Origin of the sequence: Psychrobacillus sp. FSL H8-0483 (genome assembly GCF_038637725.1) — a bacterium.
Taxonomy (GTDB): domain Bacteria; phylum Bacillota; class Bacilli; order Bacillales_A; family Planococcaceae; genus Psychrobacillus.
Genome location: NZ_CP152052.1, coordinates 2,237,986 through 2,261,332 on the forward strand (window position 1 = coordinate 2,237,986; position 23,347 = coordinate 2,261,332).

Here is a 23,347-nt window from a genome sequence, read left to right on the forward strand (position 1 = left end):
CTTCAGAATTGATTTTGTGTGCTGTTTTATAAAAAGTAATACTCTTCTTGTCTTTTTCCACTCCCCTTCTCATACATAACCCTATATCAATTAAAATTTTGTGTGCATTATTTAAGTTTTTTAATAGAAATAAAACTAACAGTGATTCATCACTGATTAGACGACTCAAATCAATACGTTATGCTATCGTATCGGAAATATATTTCCTTCCTCTTTTGTGACTGTAACAGTTCTTAGAGATATACAGATGTGGGTAAGTGCTATTCCTGTATACGCTCCCCCCTTTCTCTAATAATTGATTTATCTAAGATGAGCAACTTACTGTTTACTGCTCATAGAAAACATTATGAACAAACGAAGATTAAAAAAATCCAATCTAATAAAAGACTGGATTCTTAAAATACCCGAATATTATTTAACTTGTATTTAATAAAGCAATTCTCGAAATTCTTCCACTCGTTTGGTATCCTGTTCCGAATTAGCGACTACAATACTTTATGATAATGCTTCTATTAAACCAACATAATCTTGAATTGATATTTCAATTTTTTTCATCATAGGGTTTCTTTTGCGGTACGAGTTTTAATTTTTCGATGTTCCTCTATTTGTTGTAATGGACTAAACTGCTCATGCTGGTCTTTAAGCACATCGTTGTTCATGTGAGAGTAAATCATGGTGGTTGATAAATCTGCATGTCCTAGTATCTTCTGCAACGCTCTAATAGACCCTCCATTTGCTAAGAACAACGAAGCACTTGTATGACGAAAGATATGTGGATGCACACGTTTAGTAATACTTGTTTTAGCAACTGTATCACGTAATGTTTTTCTAAATGCATCTGGAATTAGTTTCGTACCATGACTTGAAATAAAGATATATGGACTGTTAAATTCCTCAGTTTCTTTGTTTAACTCTTTAATTAATCTTAATACCTTCTTAGTGACTGGCACAATTCGGTAAGAGCCATTTTTTGTTACTGTAAATGTAACCAGACCTTTTTCATAATCAATATCCGATTTCTTCAAATGACAGATTTCATTAATACGTCCAAACGTATCTAGCATAACGTTTACGATGACATAATCCCTAAATCCTACATACCACGTTTTATCATACGTGTTGAGTAACTCCTTTAATTCTGTGAGTGACAATGTTTCGATAATCTTCTTCTTATCTTTAATTTTGTTGACGTTACGGAAAGGGTTTTCTTCCATTATTCCTTCTTTAATCAAAACTTCATAAGCAGACTTTGCATTACGTAAATAGGAATTTGCAGATACAACCGATACTCCAATTTTCTTATCCTTTCTAAACCTTGCTTTTAAAAATTGTGTTTTCTCATTCAACTGCCATTCGATAAATCTTCTTGCATCATCTTGAGTAACATTAGTCATATACTTTCGAACCCCAAAACAACGTTCAAAATCATTAAACAATTTGTTATAACTTTCAATAGTAAGAGATGCACGACCATCTAAAGTTTTGATGCGAACGACTAGTTCTCTACCCTCTGACCATGTCAAACCTTTACCTGTTGATGATGTTCTTCTTTTCTTCATAAGACAACCTCCTAGAGTGAAATCAGAACCCTCAGAAAGCTGTACATATCAAATTTCGGTAATGATTGCACGAGGGAGAATAATCATAACTGAAATGAATTTCTCACATAGCGGAATCGCTCAAACCCTTTATACTCCTGCAATTCTCATCGTATCTCTCGCAATCATTATTTCTTCGTTCGTTGGAATTACCTTAATTAAGAATCCAACATTTAAAACATCGTTAAATCAACACTTCAACATCTTAAGAATATTTTCATTATGCCCATAACAGCTACATTTCGCTATTCATACAGACAAAAAATAATTGATTATTTATAGGGCTACATACAAAAAACTAGGCTTTAGAGGGGAAATTATTGGCGACATATTGGCGACGGAATGTCACCAGTTAACAACACAGAAGTAACAGGAGTGTTGATATAACAACATTTCATAACGGTCTTGTAGCTCAGTTGGGAGAGCACCACCTCGACAAGGTGGGGGTCGCTGGTTCGAGACCAGTCGGGACCATTATTTTTTTAGCCCGTAAACGTTGATATAACAACGTTTACGGGTTTTTCCTTTCGGAACACCTCCTGTACTAAACCTCGAATTTTACGAAATGCTCACCGATTGCTCACGAGATTTTTTCCAGTGCTTTTTCAAAAACATCTGCTAAATCGTTATCTTCATCTGGAACGAGGTGAGCATATGTTTCTAAGGTAATTTTAGCATTAACGTGTCCCAAACGTTTTGACACCTTCACGACATCAACACCCTTAGAAATTAAAATGGATGCGTGTGTATGGCGGAAATCGTGGAATCGAATATGAGTTACGTTTGAAGTGGTAATCAGTCTTTTCAACGCTCGTAACACATTTCGAGGATCTTGTTTTGACCCTGTTTCCGTACATATCACAAGGTCTTCCTCCGGATATTGTTCACCCAGTTGCTCTTTCCAAATTTCTTGTTGTTTACGGTATTTAACTAACTCGTTCACAACCATATCCGAAATTGGAACGATTCGATTGGATTTCCAAGTCTTAGTTGACGTTAAAATATAACCTTTTTTCGGAATATATGCTAACGAACGTTTAACACGAATCGTTTTATTCACCAAATTAATATCGCTCCATTTTAACCCTAAAATCTCGCCTCGTCTCAATCCTGTATAAATTGCAAGTAAGAAAGTTAAATGATGTCTTTCCCTTTTACAGTGTTCAAGAAACGTATTGATTTCATCATAAGACCAAATTTTCATCTCTTCTTTTGTCACAACAGGTGGATCAGCATCAATAACTGGATTGTATTTGATTCTTTTCCATTTAACTGCTTGATTGAATGCTTGATTGAATGCTTGATTTAGTATTTGATGCATTTCCGAATATAACTAGAACTATACTCTTCATCAATTTTAAGGTTTTAAAAAGCATCAATATCTTCTGCAGCGAAGTAAAACCAGACTCCACTTCCGTGTCAAAAAATTTTACTCAACCAAAAAGCCACGATTACCGAATCATCTTCGGTAATCGTAGCTTTTAAATCTTCATAAATCGCATTCAAAATTGTGTTTGGTCCCTGTGATTGAAACAAACATAAAAATCACAACATTCTCACTTGTTTGAATCAACATGAATGTTTCTGACACAAGGACATGGTTTTAAAAAGTTACAGTTACTCCAAGAAGACCAACTACTCTCGCTAAATTAACGCAAAAAAGAGGGCCCTCTAACATATCACTGAGTAATCGTCTTCAAACATCTATTATTTACTTTCATAAAATTCTTCTGGAATTCCTTGAATTAATGGTGATGCTTCACCAGAATAGAAAATACGTAAATCGTGGAGTGACCTCGTGCAGCCTACATATAATAATTTGGCATCATACTTTGAATCTTTATAGTGACTTGCGTCCACATCGATAAGTAGCACTGCATCAAATTCCAACCCTTTAGCTAAATACACCGGTACGACAGAAATACCACCTGCGTATTTACTTTGATTTGCTTCAATGACGTTCGCATTAATCCCCGCAGTTAGTAACTTTTCATGTATCGAACGGCATTCAGCATCTGTTCTACCTATAATCGCAATCGTCTTGAGATTTCCTTTTCGTAAATCTTGTAATACCTTAACGATTTCGGTAATTTGATCATCCGTAGCAATCACTTTCACTTTTTCACCACTACGAAAAACTGGTGTTGCAAGACCTACTGGAACTTCAGCATGCTTAATGACCTCATTTGCAAATTCGATAATTTCCTTTGTAGAACGATAGCTTCTCGTCAGTTCATAATAACCTGTTTCTTGAAATACTTCTTTAAAGTCATTCCAGTCCTCTATGCCTTGATAATTATAGATTGCCTGAGATAAATCACCTAAAATAGTAAAAGAATTACCTATTGTAATCTCTTTTAATATATAAATTTGAAACGGCGAAAAATCTTGTGCTTCATCGATCACAACATGATGAAATTTCTGTTTGCCTTCTATTCCCGTTAACTGATGATAAATATATAGAAGTGGTGCTAAATCTTCTACATTTACTTCTTTTTTTCGGCAATTCCTCTCTGTTTCTCGAACAAGCGCTTCAGGTAATAGTTCTATTATTTCTTTTCGAGTCATCAAGGATGTATAAAATGATAAAGCGCTCATTTTTGGCCAAAAATTCATATATGCATTTAATCTATTGTTAGCTTCTTTTTTCAATAACTTTTTCTCATTGGTTCCTTCGAACTTCTTAAGTTCTACCTCTATCCAACGCTTGATTCGTGCAACTAATCGTTCCCTGCGCTTTGTTAATGGATAATGCTTATATTCAATCAACCACTTCTTAATTTCATTTACTGTTATCACAGCTTGATCCCATAGTTCTAAATTAGTTGTTGGTACTAGATTTTCTTCAAATTGAATGAGACTTCTTTCAATAAAAGACTTAAACTTGATCGAGCCCTTTAATTTATCGAGCATAACCTTATTATTGTCACGATTAATGGAAAAAGCTTCTTTCAACTTTTCTTCTGGATGTTTTAATTTAACCACATTATCTAAGAGACGCAACGCCCACTCTGGAAAAGTAGTTTGTTTAATATTACCTACTCCCAGTTCAGGAAGTACACCAGAAATATAGTCTAAAAACAAACTGTTTGGAGCAAAAATAATCATTCTATCTGCTTGTAGCTGTTCACGATATTCATAAATTAAAAAAGCAAGGCGATGTAAAGCGACAGTTGTTTTCCCACTCCCTGCAACCCCTTGGATCAATAATGGACTATTTTTCTCAGCTCGAATAATTTCATTTTGCTCAGATTGTATCGTTGAAACGATATCTTTTAATTTATTATCTTTATTTTCACCTAATCGGTACAAGAGAAATTCGTCTGTCAGGGATACATCTTCACTTCCTTTTACATACGTATCTACAACACGCTCTAGCTCTCTTTTACGAATGACAATGTTTCTCTTTAAATGGACTTCTCCCTCTACCAATCCATCAGGCGATTGATAAAAAGCCAGCTCTTCTCCACCATTGAAGGAATAAAACATACTTGCAACTGGTGCACGCCAATCAATAACTATTGGTTTCTTCGCTTCCTCATCAGAAACTCCGACTTTCCCAATATATAACTGACTAGGCTCTAAATGTCCATCCTCCTTAAAATCTAAACGTCCAAAGTATGGCTCTTGTACACCAATTCGCATGTTTTGCCGATTTAACTCCCTCATACTTTCAAGAACTTGCTCGGTATAGTTATCTCCATGATAAACTGAAATACTTTCTAACTTGTGTATTTGCTCATCCAGTGTAGATAAAACCTCTTGCAATCTCTTTAATTCCACTTTAAATATAGTGCTCATTATGTTACTACCCCCTAACCTTTCTAAAATTTCAGTCGAGTTACAATTGTATAAAATCTGTATATACAAAGTCAATAAATTTTTCCAATTATTTAAAGGGCAAGATGGATTGGTTAACCTAATCTACTATTCTAATATCTAAAAAAAACGCCAACCTCCAATATTAAAGGTTGAGCGATTTTCTTTATCTATGGAGATGGCGGGAGTGGAACTACCATCTCATAAAAGTGTTGCACAAGCAGTCTATTAAGTTTTTCTACTTGATATTAAAAATCTTTGACTACGAGTAATATAGTATAACCAAGTTTACTTTGAGTTCACTCTAATTAAATATAAAAATATTAAGGAGGCTAAAGTTTCGTCTCCTTTTTTATTAGTTTCCATTTTGGGAAACAATTTAATTTAACTTTATTATCTCCCATTGTATTGCCTAATGTTTGATTTTTGCTGCAATATTATTGTTTAAATAAATTTTTAAAGCACCCGTTAGTCAAATAAACAACTTCTCTTTTTTTACTGAATATCATCTGAACCAAGTGCGTTCTCCTCATCTATGACTATACTATATGAAATATTAAGTTTATTCCAAACCCAAGCATGAAAAATCCTTTCTATTTCTATTATTAATGCTTTATCATCCATATCCTCGTCAATACCTAATTTTTCAAGAGTGAATGTTTCTTTTGCCTCTATTCCTTCATAATTTGTACTACTAAAAGAAAAATTGACTGTTTTCCCCATTTGTATATCCCCCTATTTTTAAGTATGCTGTAATCGACTCTAATAAACAGTAATAAGAAGGCGCACTCTTCCGAAAAATGAATATACCGAATCTTGTTCCCTTTGCCAATTACTTTAGCTGTTCGTTTTGCAATATCTACATCTTGTAATGTTAAATTGGAGACCTCAGATTTTCTGCAACCCGATGAAAATAGGAAGAGAATAAGTGCTCGGTCGCGAATAGAGAGACCTTCCGCTGCCAACTTTACACGGGCATATTCCTGTTCAGTAAGATACTGAGGCAAGGAATGGGGTATCTTAGGTCTCCAACGGTTCTTTATAACTTGTGTTTCCATATACTCCTCCTCGAGACAAAATCTAAAAAAGGAAGAAAGAGAGGATAGCACAAAGTCAATAGTTCTTGGTTTTTTATTGGTAGAATAATTGTTTAACCATTTCCAAACTATATCTGAAGTTAAATCTTCTAGCGGTACATTGCATTCCCTCAGAAATTTTTCTATTTGAACACGATATTTTGTAATGGTTCCCTCTGCTTTATTTTCAAGCTTCAGACTGAGTAGGTACTCGTTCAAAACTTTCTTTACGTCTTTTGAAATTTCTTCTTGTTCCTTATCCAGTATTTTTGGGGAGGCGACATTTTTATATCATCCTTTCTTTTTATTTTTGAGATTAATAAGAATTAACATTAAACATTGTTAACAAATATTTCTTTTTTTTTCATCATTTAGCCTATAAATAAAAAAACGCTGTTGAGAGTATTACTCAACAGCGTTTTTCTATTTATGGCTTAATCTATCTTTCACTCATTAATCATTTAAAAAATCAAAGCAATATAAGAAATAACAATAACAAATACCTCTAAGATTTATTAAATGTATAATTTATTTAGCAAATTTAATTGGTTAAAGAATAAATATCCAAGTAGTAGACAATAAATAATGTATATTGGAGGGAAAGTTTATTATGTTAATAAAAAACCATGATGATAAGATAATTTATTGCTACTGTTGTCGCAAAAGGACTTTATTTATACGTAGAGATTTGCATAATAATAGTGGTGTAGAGAGTCATTGTAGTGAATGTTCATCCGTTTGGTTTGAATGGCAAAATCGAGCAGTTGAGCGAGAAAAAGAAAAATGGCTTGAATATAACGAATTAACATTTTAATTGTAATAACATAAAAAAACGCTTGGAGAATATTTCTCCAAGCGTTTTTTTCTTTCCTTGTTCAACTAAAGCACTCCGTTAGTTTAAGTGCATTATTTCACAAAGATTTTATTTGTAATTGAAAAGTAGTCTTCCTCTTCAAGAATCTCTCTTCCAACTATTCCGAGCCAACCAAATTATCTTTAGTTCAATATGAATATTTATCAATTAAATTAATGAAACCTTTAGAAAAAATGGAACGTAAAGGAAGTAAATCGATGTAGTAAAGGAAGATGAAGTTAATGAATATTGCTAATAAAGTTATAATTTCACTTTGTATTCTTCTACTAATTATTATTTTATCAGCCTGTAAGCAATCTGAAGAATCTCAAGTGAATATCATTATGGAAAATGAACAGTCCCATGAGGATATAATTATGGAGAGTGAACAACAAGATATATCTTATTCTTTTAAAAATCCCAATACTGGACAGGAATTTGAAATAATTCATGCTTATATGCTATATAAAAACTATTTTGAAACTGTTAAGGACAATCCTGATGAATCACCTAACGAATTATATCAAAAGATAATTATCGAACCTGTATATGATGCATGTTTTAAAGGTGCGAATTATAAATTTAGTGTATTTGATTGGATACCGGAAGAAAGTGATTTTAATAGTATCAAGAATCAATTTGAATCGATGGATCAAGAACATATGAACATGTTAATTGAGGATTCCCTTGATAAATCCTCAGACATACTTTCATCAGATAATATAACAACAGTATGTGTGTTTCCTGAAAATGAAAAATTTCCTTCAGACATGTATACATTAGGAACGGGGAAAATTACAGTCTTTCTCAGTGAGCTTAACAATTATTTTATATTGAGTGAGCTTGATAATTATAATAAATCAGGTATTTCTCATGAATATCATCATAGTGTTTGGACCGAAAAACATGATACGGAAGATTATTTTATGACTGTTTTAGATAATATAATTATGGAGGGGTCTGCCATAATGTTTGAAACCTTAGTATACCCCGATACAAATAGTAAAGATTTGGTGCTTGACGAAAGCTTTAACAAAGAATACTGGAGTAAGATTGAAACATTTCTTGAGAGTAGTGGTACCAATGAGTTTATATTAGGTGGCTCTAGAGGTTTACCCGACTATTATGGCTATAGTGAAGGCTATAAAATGATTAGATCTTACTTAAACTTGCATCCCGATGCGACAGTAGAAGAATGGACTTCCAAAAGTCCGAGAGAAATTTTTGAAGAAGGGAATTACATGTCTAATTACGAGTAGTTTTCTTTATGGTCTACAAAACTTAATGTGTCCTTTTCTACATGTTAGAAAAGGATTTTTTTTATATTGCCGATACTCTTCTTTCACTAACCTGCTGCGTTAGTTGAACAAGAGACGCTCTACCCTTATTGAAGTAAAGCACTCGTTATTTGAACAAGGAACGGCTTCTTCACTCGTTCACTTATTGGTTACTAACGAATAAATAATCCATTTTCTTCAATAATTTTCTTGCACTTCATAAAACCTATTGACGTCTTAGAATAAATAGGAAAAGATAAATCCCAATTCCCCATTATTACTGTATCAAATGATGGAAAGAAAATATCAACAAAATAAAGTTCATTTACTGAAAGATTTGCTAAAAAAGTAAGGGCTTCCTCATCCCCTATTTTATAAATCCCCTTTTTATTGGAAAATAATTTACGAAAGAGGTTAGCCTCTCCTCGATTTAGGCAACTTAAAACATATTTAAGACTTGGTTTACTCAAGCTTTTATTAATGTGTACATAAACTTCATTCTCTGCCAAATGAAAAAGGCTATTAAATGTACTAACAAATTTTGCGCCGTATTTTAGATTATGGTTTCTGCCCAATAATTCGCTTGCCTCTTCTTCTGTTAAAACTCGATTAAATACATCCATATTACCAATATGATTGTATAACTTACTAGGTTCATCAATAAGATTTGTATTAAATTTTTTAAACTTTGAAAGCAGTTTATTTATCTCTTCGTCTGTTGCCAAAGTTAGCTTCATATTTTTACCCCTTAGTTATTTTTGTACTAACAATATTTTATCATCTTATCCAACTATTCTGCTTCTTTAGTTCAATAAAAGGCTTTACTCCTTCTTGAAGTAAAGCACTCGTTAGTTGAAGAAAACTTATTATAGTGTTGATACAGATTCTGTGCACATAACAACAACGGAGAAGATACGATAAAACGCACAAAAAAGGACTAATCCCCTCCAGTATTCTCTTTATCTTTATTCGAGAATAGAAAGAATATAGATATGCCGAAGATAGCCCAAATCGTTATTAAAATTATAATGTTTTTAACAAAAAAAGATAAAATAATTGCCATAACTATCATTGCTATTGAAAGTAAGATCTTCTCTCTCACTAAAAAACACACTCCTTGTTGAGGATAAAATGTTCTATCATCTCTCTCCCCTTTTTTCTCTCCAAATTTTAACACAATTCTTATTGAACTAAACTGCTTCTTTAGTTGAACAAGAAAAAAGAGCCACCTAAGCAGCCCGAGGATCTTCAACTAAAGCACTCGTTAGTGGAATAAGAAACGATTGCATGAAAGCTAATTTTCATCTAATTCATCTACTACTTTTTGAATGTCTTCATGAACTTCAACTACTAAACTTAGGTCAAGTCCATGCACATAGTAGAGTAAAACATTGGGTCTTCTGTTTTAGATCCTATTTGATATTGTAAAGTCAAACCGCTTGCAAGTGCCGCGTCATACATGTCTTGACCATAAGCCGCAACAATTTCATAACGATATTCAGAAACAGAGTAGTGTTTATCCATTCCACTATCTGAAGTATTTACTTCTATACCTTTTTCCCAGTAATTGCCTGTACCATCACTTTTTGGTTTGCATGTTAATTCATATGCACTCCATCCAGTACGGCCTGGTATTTTTCCTCCTGAATATAGATATGTTTTTAGTTCTGCTAATGTAGAAGGATGTTGATTACTATCATGAGCTACGATATCTTTTATTGTGTAAGGACCTGCTGGCAATGCAGCACTTGCTGTTATTGGAAAATAGACAAAGATAGAAGTGCTAAACCATAAATATGTCAGAAATAATACAAAAAAGATTTTTTTCAATATTTCACCTCCTTTACATTAAAATTAAATTCATTAATTTGAATTAACAGCTATATAAAGACGGCTTTCAAAATAATTAAAGTACATTACGAATTTTCTTGAATTGCTTGTTTTATCGAAAGTCATTACTTTTCCTGTTGTATAAGCTTCATTTATAAGATTAATAGTATCTAATGGAGATAATTGAAGTACATTGCCTGATAGACCATTAAATTTATGATTTAAATTTGCTGTGTCACTTAAATTCATAGGGTATGATATATTGTAATTTGTATTCATTTCAACTAATTTAGCATTGTATTGCTTCTTCAGCTGCTCAGTCAATACTGATGCATCATTTTGTCCTTCTGGTAATGTTACTTTTCCATAGAATGCTTTTCTGTATGGTAAAATTAACCGACCTAATTGGTTATTGCCAAGAGCTAAAATTTCAGCATCTGTCATAGTTTTCAAATCATCTAATGTCACTTCTGTTGTTTTGAAATATTGAGCTCTGTACATAAAAGCAGCATAATGAGCACGAGTTAATGATTGATTTTCTCTGAATGTGCGATCTTCAAACCCTGATGTTATATAAGTTACAGACAAAGCTGTTACATATTTATCATATTTGCTAGATACATCTTTCATTTCATGAGAGCCTCTAGTATCTAGATTGTAAGCAACTGTAAGAATTTTTGCCATCTCTCCACGTGTTAATGATTTATTAGGATTAATATTTCCTTTATTGTCAGCTTCAAGTAATCCAGCTTCCATTAACTTTTTGATATCAGTATAATAAAGATTTGATGTTGATAAGTCTTTTGGTTTGTTAAATGAAGTTGTTTTAGGTAAATCTTTAACAGAACGATTGATTAATGCAGCAGCTTGTTTTCTGTTAACTGTTTGATTTGGTTTAAATGTGCCGTCTTCGTACCCACTAATAACTCCTTCTTGAGCCATTGTGTGAATTACATCATAGTTCGCATTACTTTTAGAAACATCTTTAAATGTTTTGTTGTAAGTTGCAGCTTCAGCTTCCATTGTGCCTCCTAAAACAGATGTAGATACAAAAGCAAATGCTGCTGCAGATAATAATATTTTTTTAAATTTCATGTCTAAAAACCCCTTTTTTATGTTTTATTTTGCTATGTTTATTGTAGCGATTGTATTATATTGGTACTTCCTTCATAATATATGATATTCACACAATCATTTTTAGATAATATTTCTATCTTATCCTTATTATTAAACAATTTATCAAAAGATATTATTGCAGGATCGTACCGTATAATATACATGGTTAACGATATCTTCTCTTTATATCTTATTATTCTTGTACTTCTATTTTTATTTCCAATAGATAGTCTCACAAATTCTTATTTATGAACAGGTTCGCATTCAAAGGCAATATAGCGATTCAAGAATTCTTCTTCTAACTTATTAAATGGGTTATAAGATTCAACATTTGCAGATGCTGTTTTATCTGAAAATATTCTAAACCCTTTTCTCGTTCTTTAGTTGAATCAAAGATATAAACCGCTAGCATCTTCCCATCCAGTTCATAATCAGAAGGTCTGACTCCATTAAGTTTCATTCCAAAAATGTTTTTATCTCTAACTTTACTTTCTTTAAGTGACAATCCCTGTTCCTCAAATGAAGATAGTACTTCTTCCAATGAAATTGCATTGGAATCTGTTGCTTGGCAAACAGTCAGCAAGAAAACCAATGATAGAAATATTAAAGCTACTTTATTCAATAAATCGCCCCCTTAAATTGATAAACGCAATAAAATGTTCAAATCAGTGCTTATTAATAACTTGCCTTCTTCAACTAACCTGCACCGTTAGTTTAAGTGTAACATTTCACAATGGATTTCTGAGATCTACTTGATGTTTTGGATAAAAAAATAGACCATCGAAAATGATGGTCTTGTTTAACTAAAGCACCCGTTAGCTTAAGTACATTAGTTCACAAAGTCTCTTTATAAGTAACAAGAAAAGGTGCCAACAAAGAACCAATTATAAAAATAAAAATAGCTGTGCCAAGTGTCACAAGACCATTGCTAAAAGGAGAAAGAAAATAACCGAAGGTGAGCATTGGAAGAATAGTTAATGAAACAAAAATTAACCTGCTTGGTGTTGTTATCTTATGTGTTGTATCGCATTCGTTACAATTAATAGGTTTATAATTTAGTCAGAACGATTCATAGATTTTACTCCAACTAAAATATGTATTGCATTTCTCGCATTTTTGCAAAGCTAATAACCTCCATTATAATTTCTGAATTTTCTAAGGCGTTGATTTATTATCCTGCCGCGTTAGTCCAATAAGAAAAAAGCTTTACCCCTTCTTGAAGTAAAGCACTCGTTAGTGGAAGAACGAAATTCATAATTTATTAATTCCTATATAGTTCAACTAATTGTTTACCATCAGTAGCACCTATGATTGTATTAAGTGGAATTAGATTGATTACAACGAATAGATACGATACAAAAATAAAACTATCCAAATAGTTTCGGAAAACTAGGAATTCATAACCAGTTAATAAGTGAAGTACTAATGAAGATAGAAAATTAAAGAGAACTCCACCTAAGTAAAAGAAGACTCTTTGGTTTTTACTTAATATCTCATGGTTTTCAGGGACAACTCTCCCACCAAAGAAATAGGCTTTCTTAATGAAAAAATTGTTTTTCCTCCAAAGTATATCGCCGTTGCCGATAGAAAACTCACTTACTTTTGCACCAAATATTTTCAAAAAAAATGCATGTCCAGATTCGTGAATTAGTGCAATAATAGGACAAATAAATAAAGTAATAATTACGAAGTTTATTAAAAAATCCATCTTTTCATCCCCTTTCTACTATCTACGGAAAAGCAAAAATAAGGTTTCAAATACTTCTGAATATTAAACGAAAAAGACTTGTAGTACAATAAAACTCCATTTTATACCGTTAAACCTACTAATTTCTTCAAGATTCCATGTACAAAGTCATTGAACTAAACTGCTCCGTTAGTTCAATTAGAAAAAAAGTTGCCTAAGCAACCCTCGATTTTCAGCTAAAGTAAGATGTAAGTTTAAGAAGAAAGCGTTTTTTACTTTATTTCATTACGGAATTTTAAGATGATTTGGATTGTAAGAATGATGCTAAATAATGTAATTAGTAGAAGTAAAATACGATCATCCTTATACAAATTACCATTACTAACACCCAACCAAAGCGTACAACTAAATGAGTTTAACCCGAATAGAACTCCCCAAATAACTTCCTTTATTATTTTATAGATTCTATTACCAGTTAAATACCTAATATAAAAGTAAATGATCAAACCTAATCCTAATACTATAAGCAATGACTTCACGAAGGATGAGGTTAAAGAAATCGGCTCCTCCCAGGGCAATCTATGTAGATTAAGTTAAAGAGATTGACCATATTGAATATAAAGACAAAGAGAAGAACACAAAAAAATAGAACCCATTCACCTACATAAATTAATGGATATATAACCTTTCTCAACCTTTTCACCTACCCATTTCTTGATGAAGTACCATTTGCTTTTACTATATTACTCATAAAATATTTATAGGTCCCAAATTAGAAAACAATAATCATCTAATCACTGTTCAACTAACCTGATGCGTTAGTTCAATAAGAAAAAAGGCTTTACTCCTTCTTGAAGTAAAGCACTCGTTAGTTGAAGAACTATCGGTACCCACCATTGGATTCTGGCAGTGATTTATATTCATCCTTGCTTTTAATTATATTAAAGACATAATTTCTCAACTCAATTAGTTGTTTTGTATCGTTCGTTGGTTCGCAGTATTCCCCTGAAATTAAATGTGTTAACGTTTCACCGTTGATAATAATTTCCCACCTATCTATTTCGTATGGTCTTCGAATACAAACCGTCCCTTTTACAGGTTCAGGTGTAAATTCCTTCGTTTCGACTATATTAATTTCTTGCATTTTCTCATAAATATCTTTCATTTCTTCTTCTGTTAAGATTAACTCTGTGGTTGCAGTACCATCTGCTATTAAATCCTTAGTCACCGTTTCTTCGAAAGTATTAATTTCATTCTTTTTTTGAACACCGAACTGAATAGAAAAATCAAAATCACTAGGCATATCTTTTGGCATATTTTGAGCAGTTGAGTTGGTTACATTTTTAGAAATCTCGTTGTCCAGTTCCTCCTCTTTATCACTTTGTTGACAGCCTAATAACCATATCGAAAGAAACATTAAAGACAAAATTAAGCTAAGTTTTTTCAATAGCACCACTCCTTTTATAATTAGACAGAATTTCGTAGTTTTTGATTCAATAAATCTTGTGGTAATTTGTTAAACTAACCTGCTGCGTTAGTTCAATAAGAAAAAGAGTTACCTCTGGCAACCCCATGATTTTTTACTAAAGCACCCGTTAGCCATCCATGATGCCCTGCTTCACCACAGAATATGCAAGAAAATTTCGTTCTTCCATGGTAGTTTAAGAGAAACCGACAGTTATCCAAAATAATTATGAAACCACCAAACAACAAGAAACATACCCCCTATTCCCCAAGCCGTGGCACTCACTATCCACCAAATTATGGATTTAGATTTTGTTGAACTTTCCTCGCCTTCCTTATTTGCTTTTATAAAAGCGAGCTTACTTTCCATACTTTTTTTCATAGAAACGAGAACAACAAATCCGATTAGCATGAAACCAGTAGTTATCCAGAGTAATATGTCCACCTTCTATACCCCCTTTTTTTATGAATTACTTTCCTTTCAAATCTTCTTTATTCAACTAACCTGCTGCGTTAGTTTAATAAGAATAAGAGTTACCTATGGCAACTCTATGATCTTTTACTAAAGCACACCGTTAGTGAAAAGCATTAAAAGTATTGATGAAAACAAAAAGGACAAAAGCAGATACAAGGAAGGATATTATTGCATTTGTCTTTCGTTTTTCTTTTAGTTCAGAAATTCCTGTAACCAATACCATTGCACCAAAAGAAAACAACATATAAGGTATTACCTGGTCTTTAACAGTTATGAATAAGTATACTGCTAAACTGAATGTAATCACCGCAAAAATAACCTTCATCACATTTAACAAATAATCCCGCTCCCCAATTTAAAAATCGATTCATATCCCGTTAATTGATTTTATAAAATCACCTTATTTAACTAAAGCACTCGTTAGCACAATAAGAAAAGCCTTCGAAATCACTAATTACTCTCTTTACTTTTCTTATAAAAGTTTGATACCACCCCTAATATAATTCCGATAACAATTAAGGGTATAGAAAATGTTGCATATGGTTCAGGAGTATCCGCAATTCCAAATGGATTAAAAGCAAATCCAGCTGCCATTATCCATACTCCTAAATAAAATAAGATTTTTCCAGTCTTGGTATGCCTTTTCAATAAAAAACACCCCCCTTACTTTTCTCATTCCTATATAACCATCTTCAACTAACCTGCCCCGTTAGCTTAATAAGGAAAAAGTCTTTACTCCCTTCTTGAAGTAAAGCACCACGTTAGTTTAAGTGCATTTTTTCACAATTTTGTACGCTCTAATTTCCAGTAAACCAAATCTAAAAATCATCAATAAATGCATTCAGTATAAGAAGTAAAATCCCTAAAACAACACAAATATTTACAATGACAACACCTATTTTGTTATCATTTTTATCGTCTTTATCTCCTCTACTCTGTTGTTTTATCTTTCTATATACACCTTGAACTTTTTTTGCTTTTGGATTTTATCTTGTTTGTTTTGGCTCATTCCTTTCTCCTCCTAAACTATAACGATGCTAATATCATCTGTTTAATAACTACTTCTACGTTCTTACTAAAGAAACCTCTTGTTCAACTAAACTGCTGCTTTAGTTCAATAAGAAAAAAGGCTTCACTCCTTCTTGAAGTAAAGCACCCGTTAGCCATCCATGAAGCGCAAAATCAGCGCTTCACCACAGAGAATGAAAATGGTGAAAAACCGTCCATACTGATTCTACGGCTGGGAGAGGAAGGTCGATGAACTATGGTGCCTTAGAGCCCATCCGTTAGTCTGACTCCAACGACCACGGTGCACCACTGACTGTCGCTCCCTTACAGGAAGCACACATGGTAGATTAATCCTATTCTGATTGTTGCACCAGCCTCCAATAATATTAAGAGCCGTAGAAAGGATGTTTTCAATGGATATAGTCATTGAAAGAGCATGTGGTATGGATGTTCATAAGGACAATATAACTGCATGTATTATCACACCAGAAGGAAAGGAGATTCAAACGTTTTCAACTAAAACTGTATTTTTAATACAGTTGGTGGACTGGATTAAACAGCTGAATTGTACGCATGTCGCCATGGAGAGCACGAGTGTTTACTGGAAACCTATTGTGAATTTATTAGAAGCTGAAGATATTGAGTTTCTAGTTGTGAATGCCCAGCATATGAAGGCAGTGCCTGGACGTAAAACAGATGTGAAGGATGCAGAATGGATTGCCAAACTACTCCGCCATGGTCTTCTCAAAGCTAGTTATATTCCTGACCGTGATCAACGGGAACTACGTGAACTTGTTCGCTATCGTCGGAGTATTATTGAAGAACGTGCCAGACAGCATAATCGGATTCAAAAGGTATTGGAAGGTGCGAACATTAAGTTAGGTTCTGTTGTTTCAGATGTGTTGGGCGTTTCAGCAAGGGATATGCTTCATGCGATCGCCGAAGGCGAAGATGATCCTGAAAAACTTGCAAATTTTGCTCGACGAACAATGAAAAAGAAGAAAGATGAACTGGAACTCGCCCTTAAAGGTTATATCAATTCACATCAACGTCTTATGTTGAAAACCATTTTAAAGCATATTGATTTTTTGACGGAGCAAATCGAGATGCTCGATCAAGAAGTGGCGGAAAGAGTAAGCGCCAATAAAGAAGATGTTGAACGACTAGATTCTATTCCTGGCATTGCTACAAGAATGGCGGAGCAAATTTTATCTGAAATCGGAACGGATATTAAGAATCAGTTTCCAAGTGCAGCTCATATGTGCTCTTGGGCAGGATTAGTTCCTGGACATAATGAAAGTGCGGGAAAAAGGAAATCAACTAAAACCAAAAAAGGAAACAAATATTTGAGATCAGCATTAACAGAAGCAGCTCATTCTGTAAGAGGTTCCAAAAACTATCTCGGTGCTTTGTATCGTCGTACAGCAGCAAGAAAAGGTAAGAAACGAGCAGGAATTGTCGTCGCTCATGCCATGTTACGCATCTCCTATTATCTCTTAACTCGAAAAGAAATGTACGTAGACTTAGGCGAAGACTACTTTGATAAAAAGAGACAACAGTCAATTGTTCGACATTCCTTACGAAGACTTGAGAGTTTAGGATACACAGTTACGTTACAAGAACCTGAAGCGTCTTAATCCAGTCCACCTACCTACAATAGTTCAATGAATTACGCGCTCTCCTTTTTTTTTAACGAATGAGCTGCGTCTTATTAAGTATTGCCTTTTTCCCTAAATTACAGAAGTTTATTTTCATGGTAGTTGAATAAGCACCTTCTCTTTTATTACACATTATGGTCGTACTGTATCTTCTAACTAAAATCTCAATCTTCCCTCCTGCATGATATAATTTTATAGGTCCCATACATATAGAAAGGAAGATTAGATGTCCAAAATATCAAATGTATATATACGATCGCTTATCCTCTCAGATGCTGTCGAATTACTAAATTTAGAAAAGAGAAATCGAGCTTTTTTTGAAAACTATTCCATTACTCATCCAGAAAATTACTGGATTTTAGAAACTCAAAAAGAGTTAATCGAAAAGTGGGAACAAAATACAAAAAAAGATATAGAATATCGATTCGGAATTTTTAAAACAGATGGTGATATTCTTATAGGTACCATCGGCTTATTTCAAGTATTCCGTGGACCTCGTGAAAGTGCGCTTTTGGGCTATTCCTTAGACCAAGAACATAATGGCAAAGGTTATACTACCGAAGCCACCAATTTAATTGTTAATTATGCTTTCGAAATTCTAAACTTACATCGAATTGAAGCTGGAGTAATGCCAGATAACATAGGTTCCGTTCGAGTATTAGAAAAAGCTGGTTTCCATAAAGAAGGAATAGCTAAGAAAAACGTTAAAATCAATGGGTCTTGGGAAGATCACCAGATGTTAGCTATAATAAATCCGAATGACTAATCTTGTAATTCATACTAATTATTAGACAATCTCTATCTCCACTCATTTAAATTATGAGTGGATTTCTTATTATTATGACGTATTTTGTGTCAAATGCGACATAAAAACTCCCATTCATCTTCAACTAACCTGCTTCGTTAGTTTAATAAGAAAAAAGGCTTTACTCCTTCTTGAAGTAAAGCACCCGTTAGTTGAACAAATATACTTATTTATTTCTTATCCAAAATATATATCGATTTGTGATTTTTTTATTGTTATTTAAAACTAATATTATTGGAATCAGACCAATAGAAAGAAATATTGTAAAAAAAAGTAATGTTGGTATATTTAATGCGTTTTCGATTATTCCCATACAAATCATTATCGTCCCTAATAATAAATATGGAAAAACCAAACCTCTTTGAAAGGATTGGAATTTTTCTTCACCTAAAAAAGTCCTTATATTCCCCGCTATGAAATAGTCACTTTTCTTAAGATGACTTATCCCTTGAACTATCATAAAAATCCCCAAAGCTATACTACCGAACGACAATTTAAAGCCCCCCCTTATTGGCAATATATAACAATCCTCTGTTTTCTTCAACTAAACTGCCCCGTTAGTTTAAGTGTAACATTTCACAATGGATTTCTGAGGTCCACTAGATGTTTTAGATAAAAAATAGACCATCGTAAAATGATGGTCTTGTTTAACTAAGCACCCGTTAGTTGAAGAAGCCTTATTTTCCAAACCTCACTAACGTTTTTCTGGTATTTCAATCTGGTTAATATCAAAGTTATTGATTTGGAGAGTTATCTCACCCTCTCGATTATTAGTTTCTTCTCCGATCCAACAGGTCATCGTGACCGTTCCGCTAGGAGCCTACCTCCCCCCTTTAGGTGTTATGATAAATACTATTATTGTTATTAATCAAACAGTTTTAATAGATATAAATGCCGTTACTTTAAGGTTGACAAACTCATAATATAATATAAAGAAAGGAGTTGAGAATTATGCCAGATAATAGTGCAAATGTAATACACGTTAACGAAACTAATCCTATTGCAGATACTACAGTAAATCCATGTAATGGTGAAGTTATTAACTTCACCGGTTCCGTTCATGTTCAGGGAACTGGCGTATTTGCACCTAGTGGAAGGTTTAATGGTAACATTCATAATAATATATCTATTACAGGTAAAGGTGATATGGGTAATATATATAGGGGTAGTGAAACTTATAACAATTTCCTTAATCTAGTCCCAGGAGCCATAACAAATGAAACTCATACAGTCAGAATGATTTCCAAAGGTAGTGCTCCAAATTTTACTATGACTCAGATTTTTCATATCACTATTAATCCAGATGGAACCGTTACGGTCGTTGTACAACAAGGTCAATCGAAGTGCGTTGGTTAATAGTTCAATTGAAACAAAGCATTCATCCTATTGGAATGAATGCTTTGTTCTTACATAAGTAGAAGGACGAATAACAAAAACTTATCTTTCTTTATGCTTTCTTGAGCCTTACATTCTAATTAGTAAAAATAAGAAAACTATTTGTTGTTTGATGAAATAATTTACGTTCTATTTAATGTAATTTACACTATTGTTCTTCAAACTAACCTGCCTCTTTAGTTCAATAAAAGGCTTTACTCCTTCTTGAAGTAAAGCACCCGTTTTATAAAATCAGACTTATTTAACGTATTCGAACTCGGTTTACCTAGGTTCTATTAGCAAGATAATTTTTTACAGTTAGGAGGTCCTGGTTCGAACCCCGTCGGCATCATTGGGTACCGAACCCACGAGACCCTTAAGGAACGAGGGGTTCTTTTTTTGTTTTTTGTAGATGACTAAACCCCTTCTTCGTATTTAACAAACTCAACTTTCTTTTCACTCAAGTTTGGTTTTGCTTGGAATCCTGCTTTTGTCCAAGAATAAGCCTGTGTGTGTTGTGACGCACTATCCCACCATGCCATATATTTAGATGCTGATACTGGAAGATTAAACCCAAGTACTTCTTCTACTTCTAAAAAAGTCATAACAAAACGTCTTGAATCCTTTGATTTTAAATATTTATGTAGTGGTTCGTATTTACTACCTCTTGTACTCATCTTTTTCATCCTCTTAATTTTCTATTTCTTTGTTATTAATATCATATTTTTTACACAATTACCTTAATAATAGTAAGTAAGTATTTACCTACAGAATTAAATCTGCCGCCTTAACTGCTTAAATAAATTAGGTAGTATGTTCCTTCTACTGATTATTGAAGAAGACGTATTTTATTTATTATTCTATTCCTAATAATTGTTTTGATTGCTGGACTGCAAGATTTTTCACTACGTCAAATGAAATTTTAGCAATCTCTAACCCTCTTGCTTTTGCAACGTCCTTTGTTTTATTCCAAATAGTATCATCTTCTACTGTGCTTAAATAATCTTGACCATCCCAGGACAACTCAACTTTATAGATTCGGCAATCTCCATCTAAATCTTCTAAGTGCTTAAAGTTAATCAATTTCTTTTGAGACATAATATTAATATGATAAATCAACATTTCATCTTTTCTTACTTTTTCAACATCTGCATCTGCAAATCGTCCAAGCTGTAGATTATAACTATCTACCCCATCAGCAGTATCGATTAGTATTTTTCGTACAAGTTCCATATCTCTACGCATTTATCTTCGTCCTTTCTTTTAATGCATTAATAACTTCAATAAAAAAAGGAGAAAACCCTTTAATAAATTTTTGATAGAAAAAATAACGCTAGCTTATGCCGCGTTTAATGTTCCTCTACTTGAGTACCTAAAAAATAAAACAAAGAGGTATATAACATGTATAAGTATAGGATTTTATTGAAATTCGCTACACCATCTCCTAAAGCCCATGAAGATCTAGATGCTAAGAAAACAGAAATCACAAATGCAGTCGAATATTTCAATAATAAGTTTATAGGTAACAAAGCTATTACTAATGTAGAGCCATCTGAATTTATCACTTTAACCCTTGAATCAAATGATCTTAAAAAAATCCGAGTCGGAAACTGAATGTATTCTCACAGAGATTGATTAATGATTACAACTGGCGTGAATATTCTCAAACCTTTATTGCCTTTAAAATCTTTATACACACACTTGCTCCCTCCTTCTTAATAACAATTCGAACATTCGTTTGATTTTACAACTTGAAATTTAGGGAAATAAAAAAGCATCTCGTTTGAGATGCTTAAATAGAATTTTTTTTCAATGTTTTTTTCAATATGTCAGAGAAACCCATAAACAAAACAACTAGTGAAATTGCAATTTGTTGTTCTAAATCTAAATCGTTTAAATAAAAATAAAAGATAATGCATGAAACTAATAGTATAGCTAACATTTTAAATCTTTTATTCTTATTATCTTCATCTAACATAAATAATAATATTGGAAAAATAAATAAATAAGGAATAGTTGGATACCAAATAAAAACCAAATAAGATAGTAATTGTACCATACGAAAAAGTAAGTTTGATTTAGAATCCAACTTCATAGCATATTGCTCCTTACATTCTTATGTCTACTCTAAATGCAGTATCTTTAGCATAATGAGTGTCGTTTGTTTTATAGCTGTTATTAAGAATATTATAAGTAACTTTTTTTGAATTAAGCATTTCCTTTTTATAGATTATCTCAAAAGTCCATTCACCACGTATAAGTTTTGAACTTGTTTTTAATACAGCGTAGTAGTTTCTAATACCGTTCTGATTATTTTCATGTAATAATTCATGATCCATAAAATAAAGATTTCCTTTTGGATCGATAATTTGAAAAATAATAAGAGCGTCATTTGTTACACCGCTTATTTCTGACCAAAAGCAAATTACATCATCTAAATTATTAAAAACTGATTTAGGATTAATTGGTTCAAGTGAATCTTGTTTAAAGTCACTACAAAACAAACTATTCACTTTTGATAGTTTGGCTTGTGAATTAGAAATTAATGAAGAGTATATAGAAAAAAATCCATTATTTTTTTTTACCACTTCACTGTTGTTTGTATCACATACCCAAAATTGTTCATTTACAATAAAAGCATAGCAACTAATATCAAATTTCTCTTCATCTTTTATTTCCCAGTGAATACTATCTTCACTTATTAAATCTATTGTATTTTTGTCTCCTGAATTATCTATATACGCTAACTTTACAGAAGCCAATTTTATAAAACAATTAAAAAATATACTCATATTTATATTATATAACAGAGAGATAGAATAATATTTCTCATTCTTGAATATTTACTTTCCAAATCCAAAAACATCCGTTCCTATATTATACACTGATCTAACAGCAAATTCTCCTATTAAACCAATTGCTCCTCCTCTTGCTGCACTGGATAAACTCTTTGTCATAGCAGCAGAAGCAAGTGCACCACCTCCGGCAGCTTGAGGACTTTTTATATTTCCATACACTGTTTGTTGAGCTGCTTTATTAATAGCTTTACCATAATCGACAAAAACTTTTCCAACTACCTCAGCGGATTTATTGACAGCTTGTCCCACCTTTGAATTGTTCAAAGATTTTCCGAGATCTTTACCAGCATTACTTGCATTACTTCTTGCACTTTGAGCACCAGTAGCTTTAGTAGCGATATATAATTTACCCATCCCATTTTCCCACTATAAAAGTAATTTAATACAAATTTAGATTACCATTTTATAGAAATAATGTAAATAACTCTTAATAAATATTTTAATATTGT

At 32.7% G+C, this 23,347-nt stretch carries 25 protein-coding genes and 1 tRNA gene; 6 read left to right on the top strand and 20 right to left on the bottom strand.

Translation table 11 applies throughout. The annotated features are described in order from the left end of the window. Positions 1 to 554: 554 nt before the first annotated feature. Complete coding sequence (locus tag MHB48_RS10730) at positions 555 to 1,559, bottom strand: tyrosine-type recombinase/integrase (protein WP_342598086.1); 1,005 nt, start codon at positions 1,557 to 1,559, stop codon at positions 555 to 557. Positions 1,560 to 1,999: 440 nt separating this feature from the next. Between MHB48_RS10730 and MHB48_RS10735 the strand changes: the two genes are divergently transcribed. Further along, positions 2,000 to 2,072: transfer RNA gene (locus tag MHB48_RS10735), tRNA-Val, on the top strand. A 106-nt stretch (positions 2,073 to 2,178) separates the two neighbouring features. On the opposite strand, the gene MHB48_RS10740 is transcribed toward MHB48_RS10735, so the two are convergent. The 4 genes from MHB48_RS10740 to MHB48_RS10755 form a co-directional block, all read right to left on the bottom strand. Then, positions 2,179 to 2,919, bottom strand: a complete 741-nt coding sequence (locus MHB48_RS10740; RefSeq protein WP_342598087.1) for a site-specific integrase — start codon at positions 2,917 to 2,919, stop codon at positions 2,179 to 2,181. 386 nt (positions 2,920 to 3,305) lie between these two features. After that, entirely contained in the window at positions 3,306 to 5,399 is a 2,094-nt protein-coding gene (locus MHB48_RS10745; RefSeq protein ID WP_342598088.1) for a UvrD-helicase domain-containing protein, read from the bottom strand. A 513-nt stretch (positions 5,400 to 5,912) separates the two neighbouring features. Then, on the bottom strand, positions 5,913 to 6,140 hold the full coding sequence (locus tag MHB48_RS10750) for a hypothetical protein (RefSeq protein ID WP_342598089.1): 228 nt from the start codon (positions 6,138 to 6,140) through the stop codon (positions 5,913 to 5,915). Next, the gene (locus MHB48_RS10755; protein ID WP_342598090.1) at positions 6,089 to 6,712 is read right to left on the bottom strand and encodes a tyrosine-type recombinase/integrase; all 624 of its coding nucleotides are present in this window, start codon (positions 6,710 to 6,712) and stop codon (positions 6,089 to 6,091) included. Before MHB48_RS10755 ends, MHB48_RS10750 begins: the two co-directional genes overlap by 52 nt. Before the next feature lie 876 nt (positions 6,713 to 7,588). Here MHB48_RS10755 and MHB48_RS10760 point away from each other — a divergent pair. After that, positions 7,589 to 8,605, top strand: coding sequence for a DUF2268 domain-containing putative Zn-dependent protease (locus tag MHB48_RS10760; protein WP_342598091.1), 1,017 nt, complete (start codon positions 7,589 to 7,591; stop codon positions 8,603 to 8,605). Between the two features lie 191 nt (positions 8,606 to 8,796). Here MHB48_RS10760 and MHB48_RS10765 read toward each other — a convergent pair whose 3' ends face one another. From MHB48_RS10765 to MHB48_RS10805, 9 genes are all read right to left on the bottom strand, one after another. Continuing rightward, positions 8,797 to 9,360, bottom strand: coding sequence for a hypothetical protein (locus MHB48_RS10765; RefSeq protein WP_342598092.1), 564 nt, complete (start codon positions 9,358 to 9,360; stop codon positions 8,797 to 8,799). Positions 9,361 to 9,979: 619 nt separating this feature from the next. Then, positions 9,980 to 10,453 (bottom strand): hypothetical protein, encoded by a 474-nt coding sequence (locus tag MHB48_RS10770; RefSeq protein WP_342598093.1) that lies wholly within the window; start codon positions 10,451 to 10,453, stop codon positions 9,980 to 9,982. Between the two features lie 33 nt (positions 10,454 to 10,486). Further along, positions 10,487 to 11,548 (bottom strand): S-layer homology domain-containing protein, encoded by a 1,062-nt coding sequence (locus MHB48_RS10775; protein ID WP_342598094.1) that lies wholly within the window; start codon positions 11,546 to 11,548, stop codon positions 10,487 to 10,489. Between the two features lie 319 nt (positions 11,549 to 11,867). Further along, a complete protein-coding gene (locus MHB48_RS10780; protein ID WP_342598095.1) occupies positions 11,868 to 12,191 on the bottom strand; it encodes a hypothetical protein in 324 nt (107 codons plus the stop codon). Between the two features lie 639 nt (positions 12,192 to 12,830). Beyond that, positions 12,831 to 13,277, bottom strand: coding sequence for a site-2 protease family protein (locus tag MHB48_RS10785; protein ID WP_342598096.1), 447 nt, complete (start codon positions 13,275 to 13,277; stop codon positions 12,831 to 12,833). A gap of 859 nt (positions 13,278 to 14,136) precedes the next feature. Next, complete coding sequence (locus MHB48_RS10790) at positions 14,137 to 14,703, bottom strand: hypothetical protein (RefSeq protein ID WP_342598097.1); 567 nt, start codon at positions 14,701 to 14,703, stop codon at positions 14,137 to 14,139. A gap of 231 nt (positions 14,704 to 14,934) precedes the next feature. Then, positions 14,935 to 15,165 carry a hypothetical protein gene (locus MHB48_RS10795; protein ID WP_342598098.1) on the bottom strand — a complete coding sequence of 77 codons (231 nt, stop codon included), beginning with the start codon at positions 15,163 to 15,165 and terminating at the stop codon, positions 14,935 to 14,937. Between the two features lie 130 nt (positions 15,166 to 15,295). Next, a complete protein-coding gene (locus tag MHB48_RS10800) occupies positions 15,296 to 15,523 on the bottom strand; it encodes a YczI family protein (RefSeq protein ID WP_342601356.1) in 228 nt (75 codons plus the stop codon). A gap of 122 nt (positions 15,524 to 15,645) precedes the next feature. Further along, a complete protein-coding gene (locus MHB48_RS10805; RefSeq protein ID WP_342598099.1) occupies positions 15,646 to 15,843 on the bottom strand; it encodes a hypothetical protein in 198 nt (65 codons plus the stop codon). Between the two features lie 773 nt (positions 15,844 to 16,616). Between MHB48_RS10805 and MHB48_RS10810 the strand changes: the two genes are divergently transcribed. After that, positions 16,617 to 17,840: an IS110 family transposase gene (locus MHB48_RS10810; RefSeq protein WP_342598100.1), complete on the top strand. Its 1,224-nt coding sequence runs from the start codon at positions 16,617 to 16,619 to the stop codon at positions 17,838 to 17,840. Positions 17,841 to 18,087: 247 nt separating this feature from the next. Continuing rightward, on the top strand, positions 18,088 to 18,627 hold the full coding sequence (locus MHB48_RS10815) for a GNAT family protein (RefSeq protein ID WP_342598101.1): 540 nt from the start codon (positions 18,088 to 18,090) through the stop codon (positions 18,625 to 18,627). A gap of 205 nt (positions 18,628 to 18,832) precedes the next feature. Here the strand turns inward: MHB48_RS10815 and MHB48_RS10820 are convergent, their stop codons facing one another. Further along, positions 18,833 to 19,210, bottom strand: a complete 378-nt coding sequence (locus tag MHB48_RS10820; RefSeq protein WP_342598102.1) for a hypothetical protein — start codon at positions 19,208 to 19,210, stop codon at positions 18,833 to 18,835. Between the two features lie 407 nt (positions 19,211 to 19,617). Here MHB48_RS10820 and MHB48_RS10825 point away from each other — a divergent pair, with 407 nt between their 5' ends. Then, on the top strand, positions 19,618 to 20,022 hold the full coding sequence (locus MHB48_RS10825; RefSeq protein WP_342598103.1) for a hypothetical protein: 405 nt from the start codon (positions 19,618 to 19,620) through the stop codon (positions 20,020 to 20,022). 434 nt (positions 20,023 to 20,456) lie between these two features. Here the strand turns inward: MHB48_RS10825 and MHB48_RS10830 are convergent, their stop codons facing one another. Together MHB48_RS10830 and MHB48_RS10835 are read right to left on the bottom strand one after the other, a co-directional pair. Further along, positions 20,457 to 20,717, bottom strand: a complete 261-nt coding sequence (locus MHB48_RS10830) for a hypothetical protein (protein ID WP_342598104.1) — start codon at positions 20,715 to 20,717, stop codon at positions 20,457 to 20,459. 178 nt (positions 20,718 to 20,895) lie between these two features. Further along, entirely contained in the window at positions 20,896 to 21,285 is a 390-nt protein-coding gene (locus tag MHB48_RS10835) for a DUF2513 domain-containing protein (RefSeq protein ID WP_342598105.1), read from the bottom strand. Between the two features lie 156 nt (positions 21,286 to 21,441). Here MHB48_RS10835 and MHB48_RS10840 point away from each other — a divergent pair, with 156 nt between their 5' ends. Then, a complete protein-coding gene (locus MHB48_RS10840; protein ID WP_342598106.1) occupies positions 21,442 to 21,654 on the top strand; it encodes a hypothetical protein in 213 nt (70 codons plus the stop codon). A 178-nt stretch (positions 21,655 to 21,832) separates the two neighbouring features. Here MHB48_RS10840 and MHB48_RS10845 read toward each other — a convergent pair whose 3' ends face one another. The 3 genes from MHB48_RS10845 to MHB48_RS10855 all read right to left on the bottom strand — a co-directional run bounded on the left by MHB48_RS10845 (position 21,833) and on the right by MHB48_RS10855 (position 23,252). Beyond that, on the bottom strand, positions 21,833 to 22,135 hold the full coding sequence (locus tag MHB48_RS10845; protein WP_342598107.1) for a hypothetical protein: 303 nt from the start codon (positions 22,133 to 22,135) through the stop codon (positions 21,833 to 21,835). A gap of 13 nt (positions 22,136 to 22,148) precedes the next feature. After that, positions 22,149 to 22,802: a hypothetical protein gene (locus tag MHB48_RS10850; protein WP_342598108.1), complete on the bottom strand. Its 654-nt coding sequence runs from the start codon at positions 22,800 to 22,802 to the stop codon at positions 22,149 to 22,151. A gap of 81 nt (positions 22,803 to 22,883) precedes the next feature. Further along, positions 22,884 to 23,252, bottom strand: a complete 369-nt coding sequence (locus tag MHB48_RS10855) for a hypothetical protein (protein ID WP_342598109.1) — start codon at positions 23,250 to 23,252, stop codon at positions 22,884 to 22,886. Positions 23,253 to 23,347: the final 95 nt, after the last annotated feature.

Coding starts and splice junctions, on each gene's coding strand:
- MHB48_RS10740 (WP_342598087.1), bottom strand. CDS start 2,919: ATGCATCAAATACTAAATCAAGCATTCAATCAAGCATTCAATCAAGCA.
- MHB48_RS10750 (WP_342598089.1), bottom strand. CDS start 6,140: ATGGGGAAAACAGTCAATTTTTCTTTTAGTAGTACAAATTATGAAGGA.
- MHB48_RS10840 (WP_342598106.1), top strand. CDS start 21,442: ATGTATAAGTATAGGATTTTATTGAAATTCGCTACACCATCTCCTAAA.
- MHB48_RS10730 (WP_342598086.1), bottom strand. CDS start 1,559: ATGAAGAAAAGAAGAACATCATCAACAGGTAAAGGTTTGACATGGTCA.
- MHB48_RS10835 (WP_342598105.1), bottom strand. CDS start 21,285: ATGCGTAGAGATATGGAACTTGTACGAAAAATACTAATCGATACTGCT.
- MHB48_RS10765 (WP_342598092.1), bottom strand. CDS start 9,360: ATGAAGCTAACTTTGGCAACAGACGAAGAGATAAATAAACTGCTTTCA.
- MHB48_RS10830 (WP_342598104.1), bottom strand. CDS start 20,717: ATGAGTACAAGAGGTAGTAAATACGAACCACTACATAAATATTTAAAA.
- MHB48_RS10845 (WP_342598107.1), bottom strand. CDS start 22,135: ATGAAGTTGGATTCTAAATCAAACTTACTTTTTCGTATGGTACAATTA.
- MHB48_RS10810 (WP_342598100.1), top strand. CDS start 16,617: ATGGATATAGTCATTGAAAGAGCATGTGGTATGGATGTTCATAAGGAC.
- MHB48_RS10760 (WP_342598091.1), top strand. CDS start 7,589: ATGAATATTGCTAATAAAGTTATAATTTCACTTTGTATTCTTCTACTA.
- MHB48_RS10785 (WP_342598096.1), bottom strand. CDS start 13,277: ATGGATTTTTTAATAAACTTCGTAATTATTACTTTATTTATTTGTCCT.
- MHB48_RS10815 (WP_342598101.1), top strand. CDS start 18,088: ATGTCCAAAATATCAAATGTATATATACGATCGCTTATCCTCTCAGAT.
- MHB48_RS10775 (WP_342598094.1), bottom strand. CDS start 11,548: ATGAAATTTAAAAAAATATTATTATCTGCAGCAGCATTTGCTTTTGTA.
- MHB48_RS10745 (WP_342598088.1), bottom strand. CDS start 5,399: ATGAGCACTATATTTAAAGTGGAATTAAAGAGATTGCAAGAGGTTTTA.
- MHB48_RS10855 (WP_342598109.1), bottom strand. CDS start 23,252: ATGGGTAAATTATATATCGCTACTAAAGCTACTGGTGCTCAAAGTGCA.
- MHB48_RS10825 (WP_342598103.1), top strand. CDS start 19,618: ATGCCAGATAATAGTGCAAATGTAATACACGTTAACGAAACTAATCCT.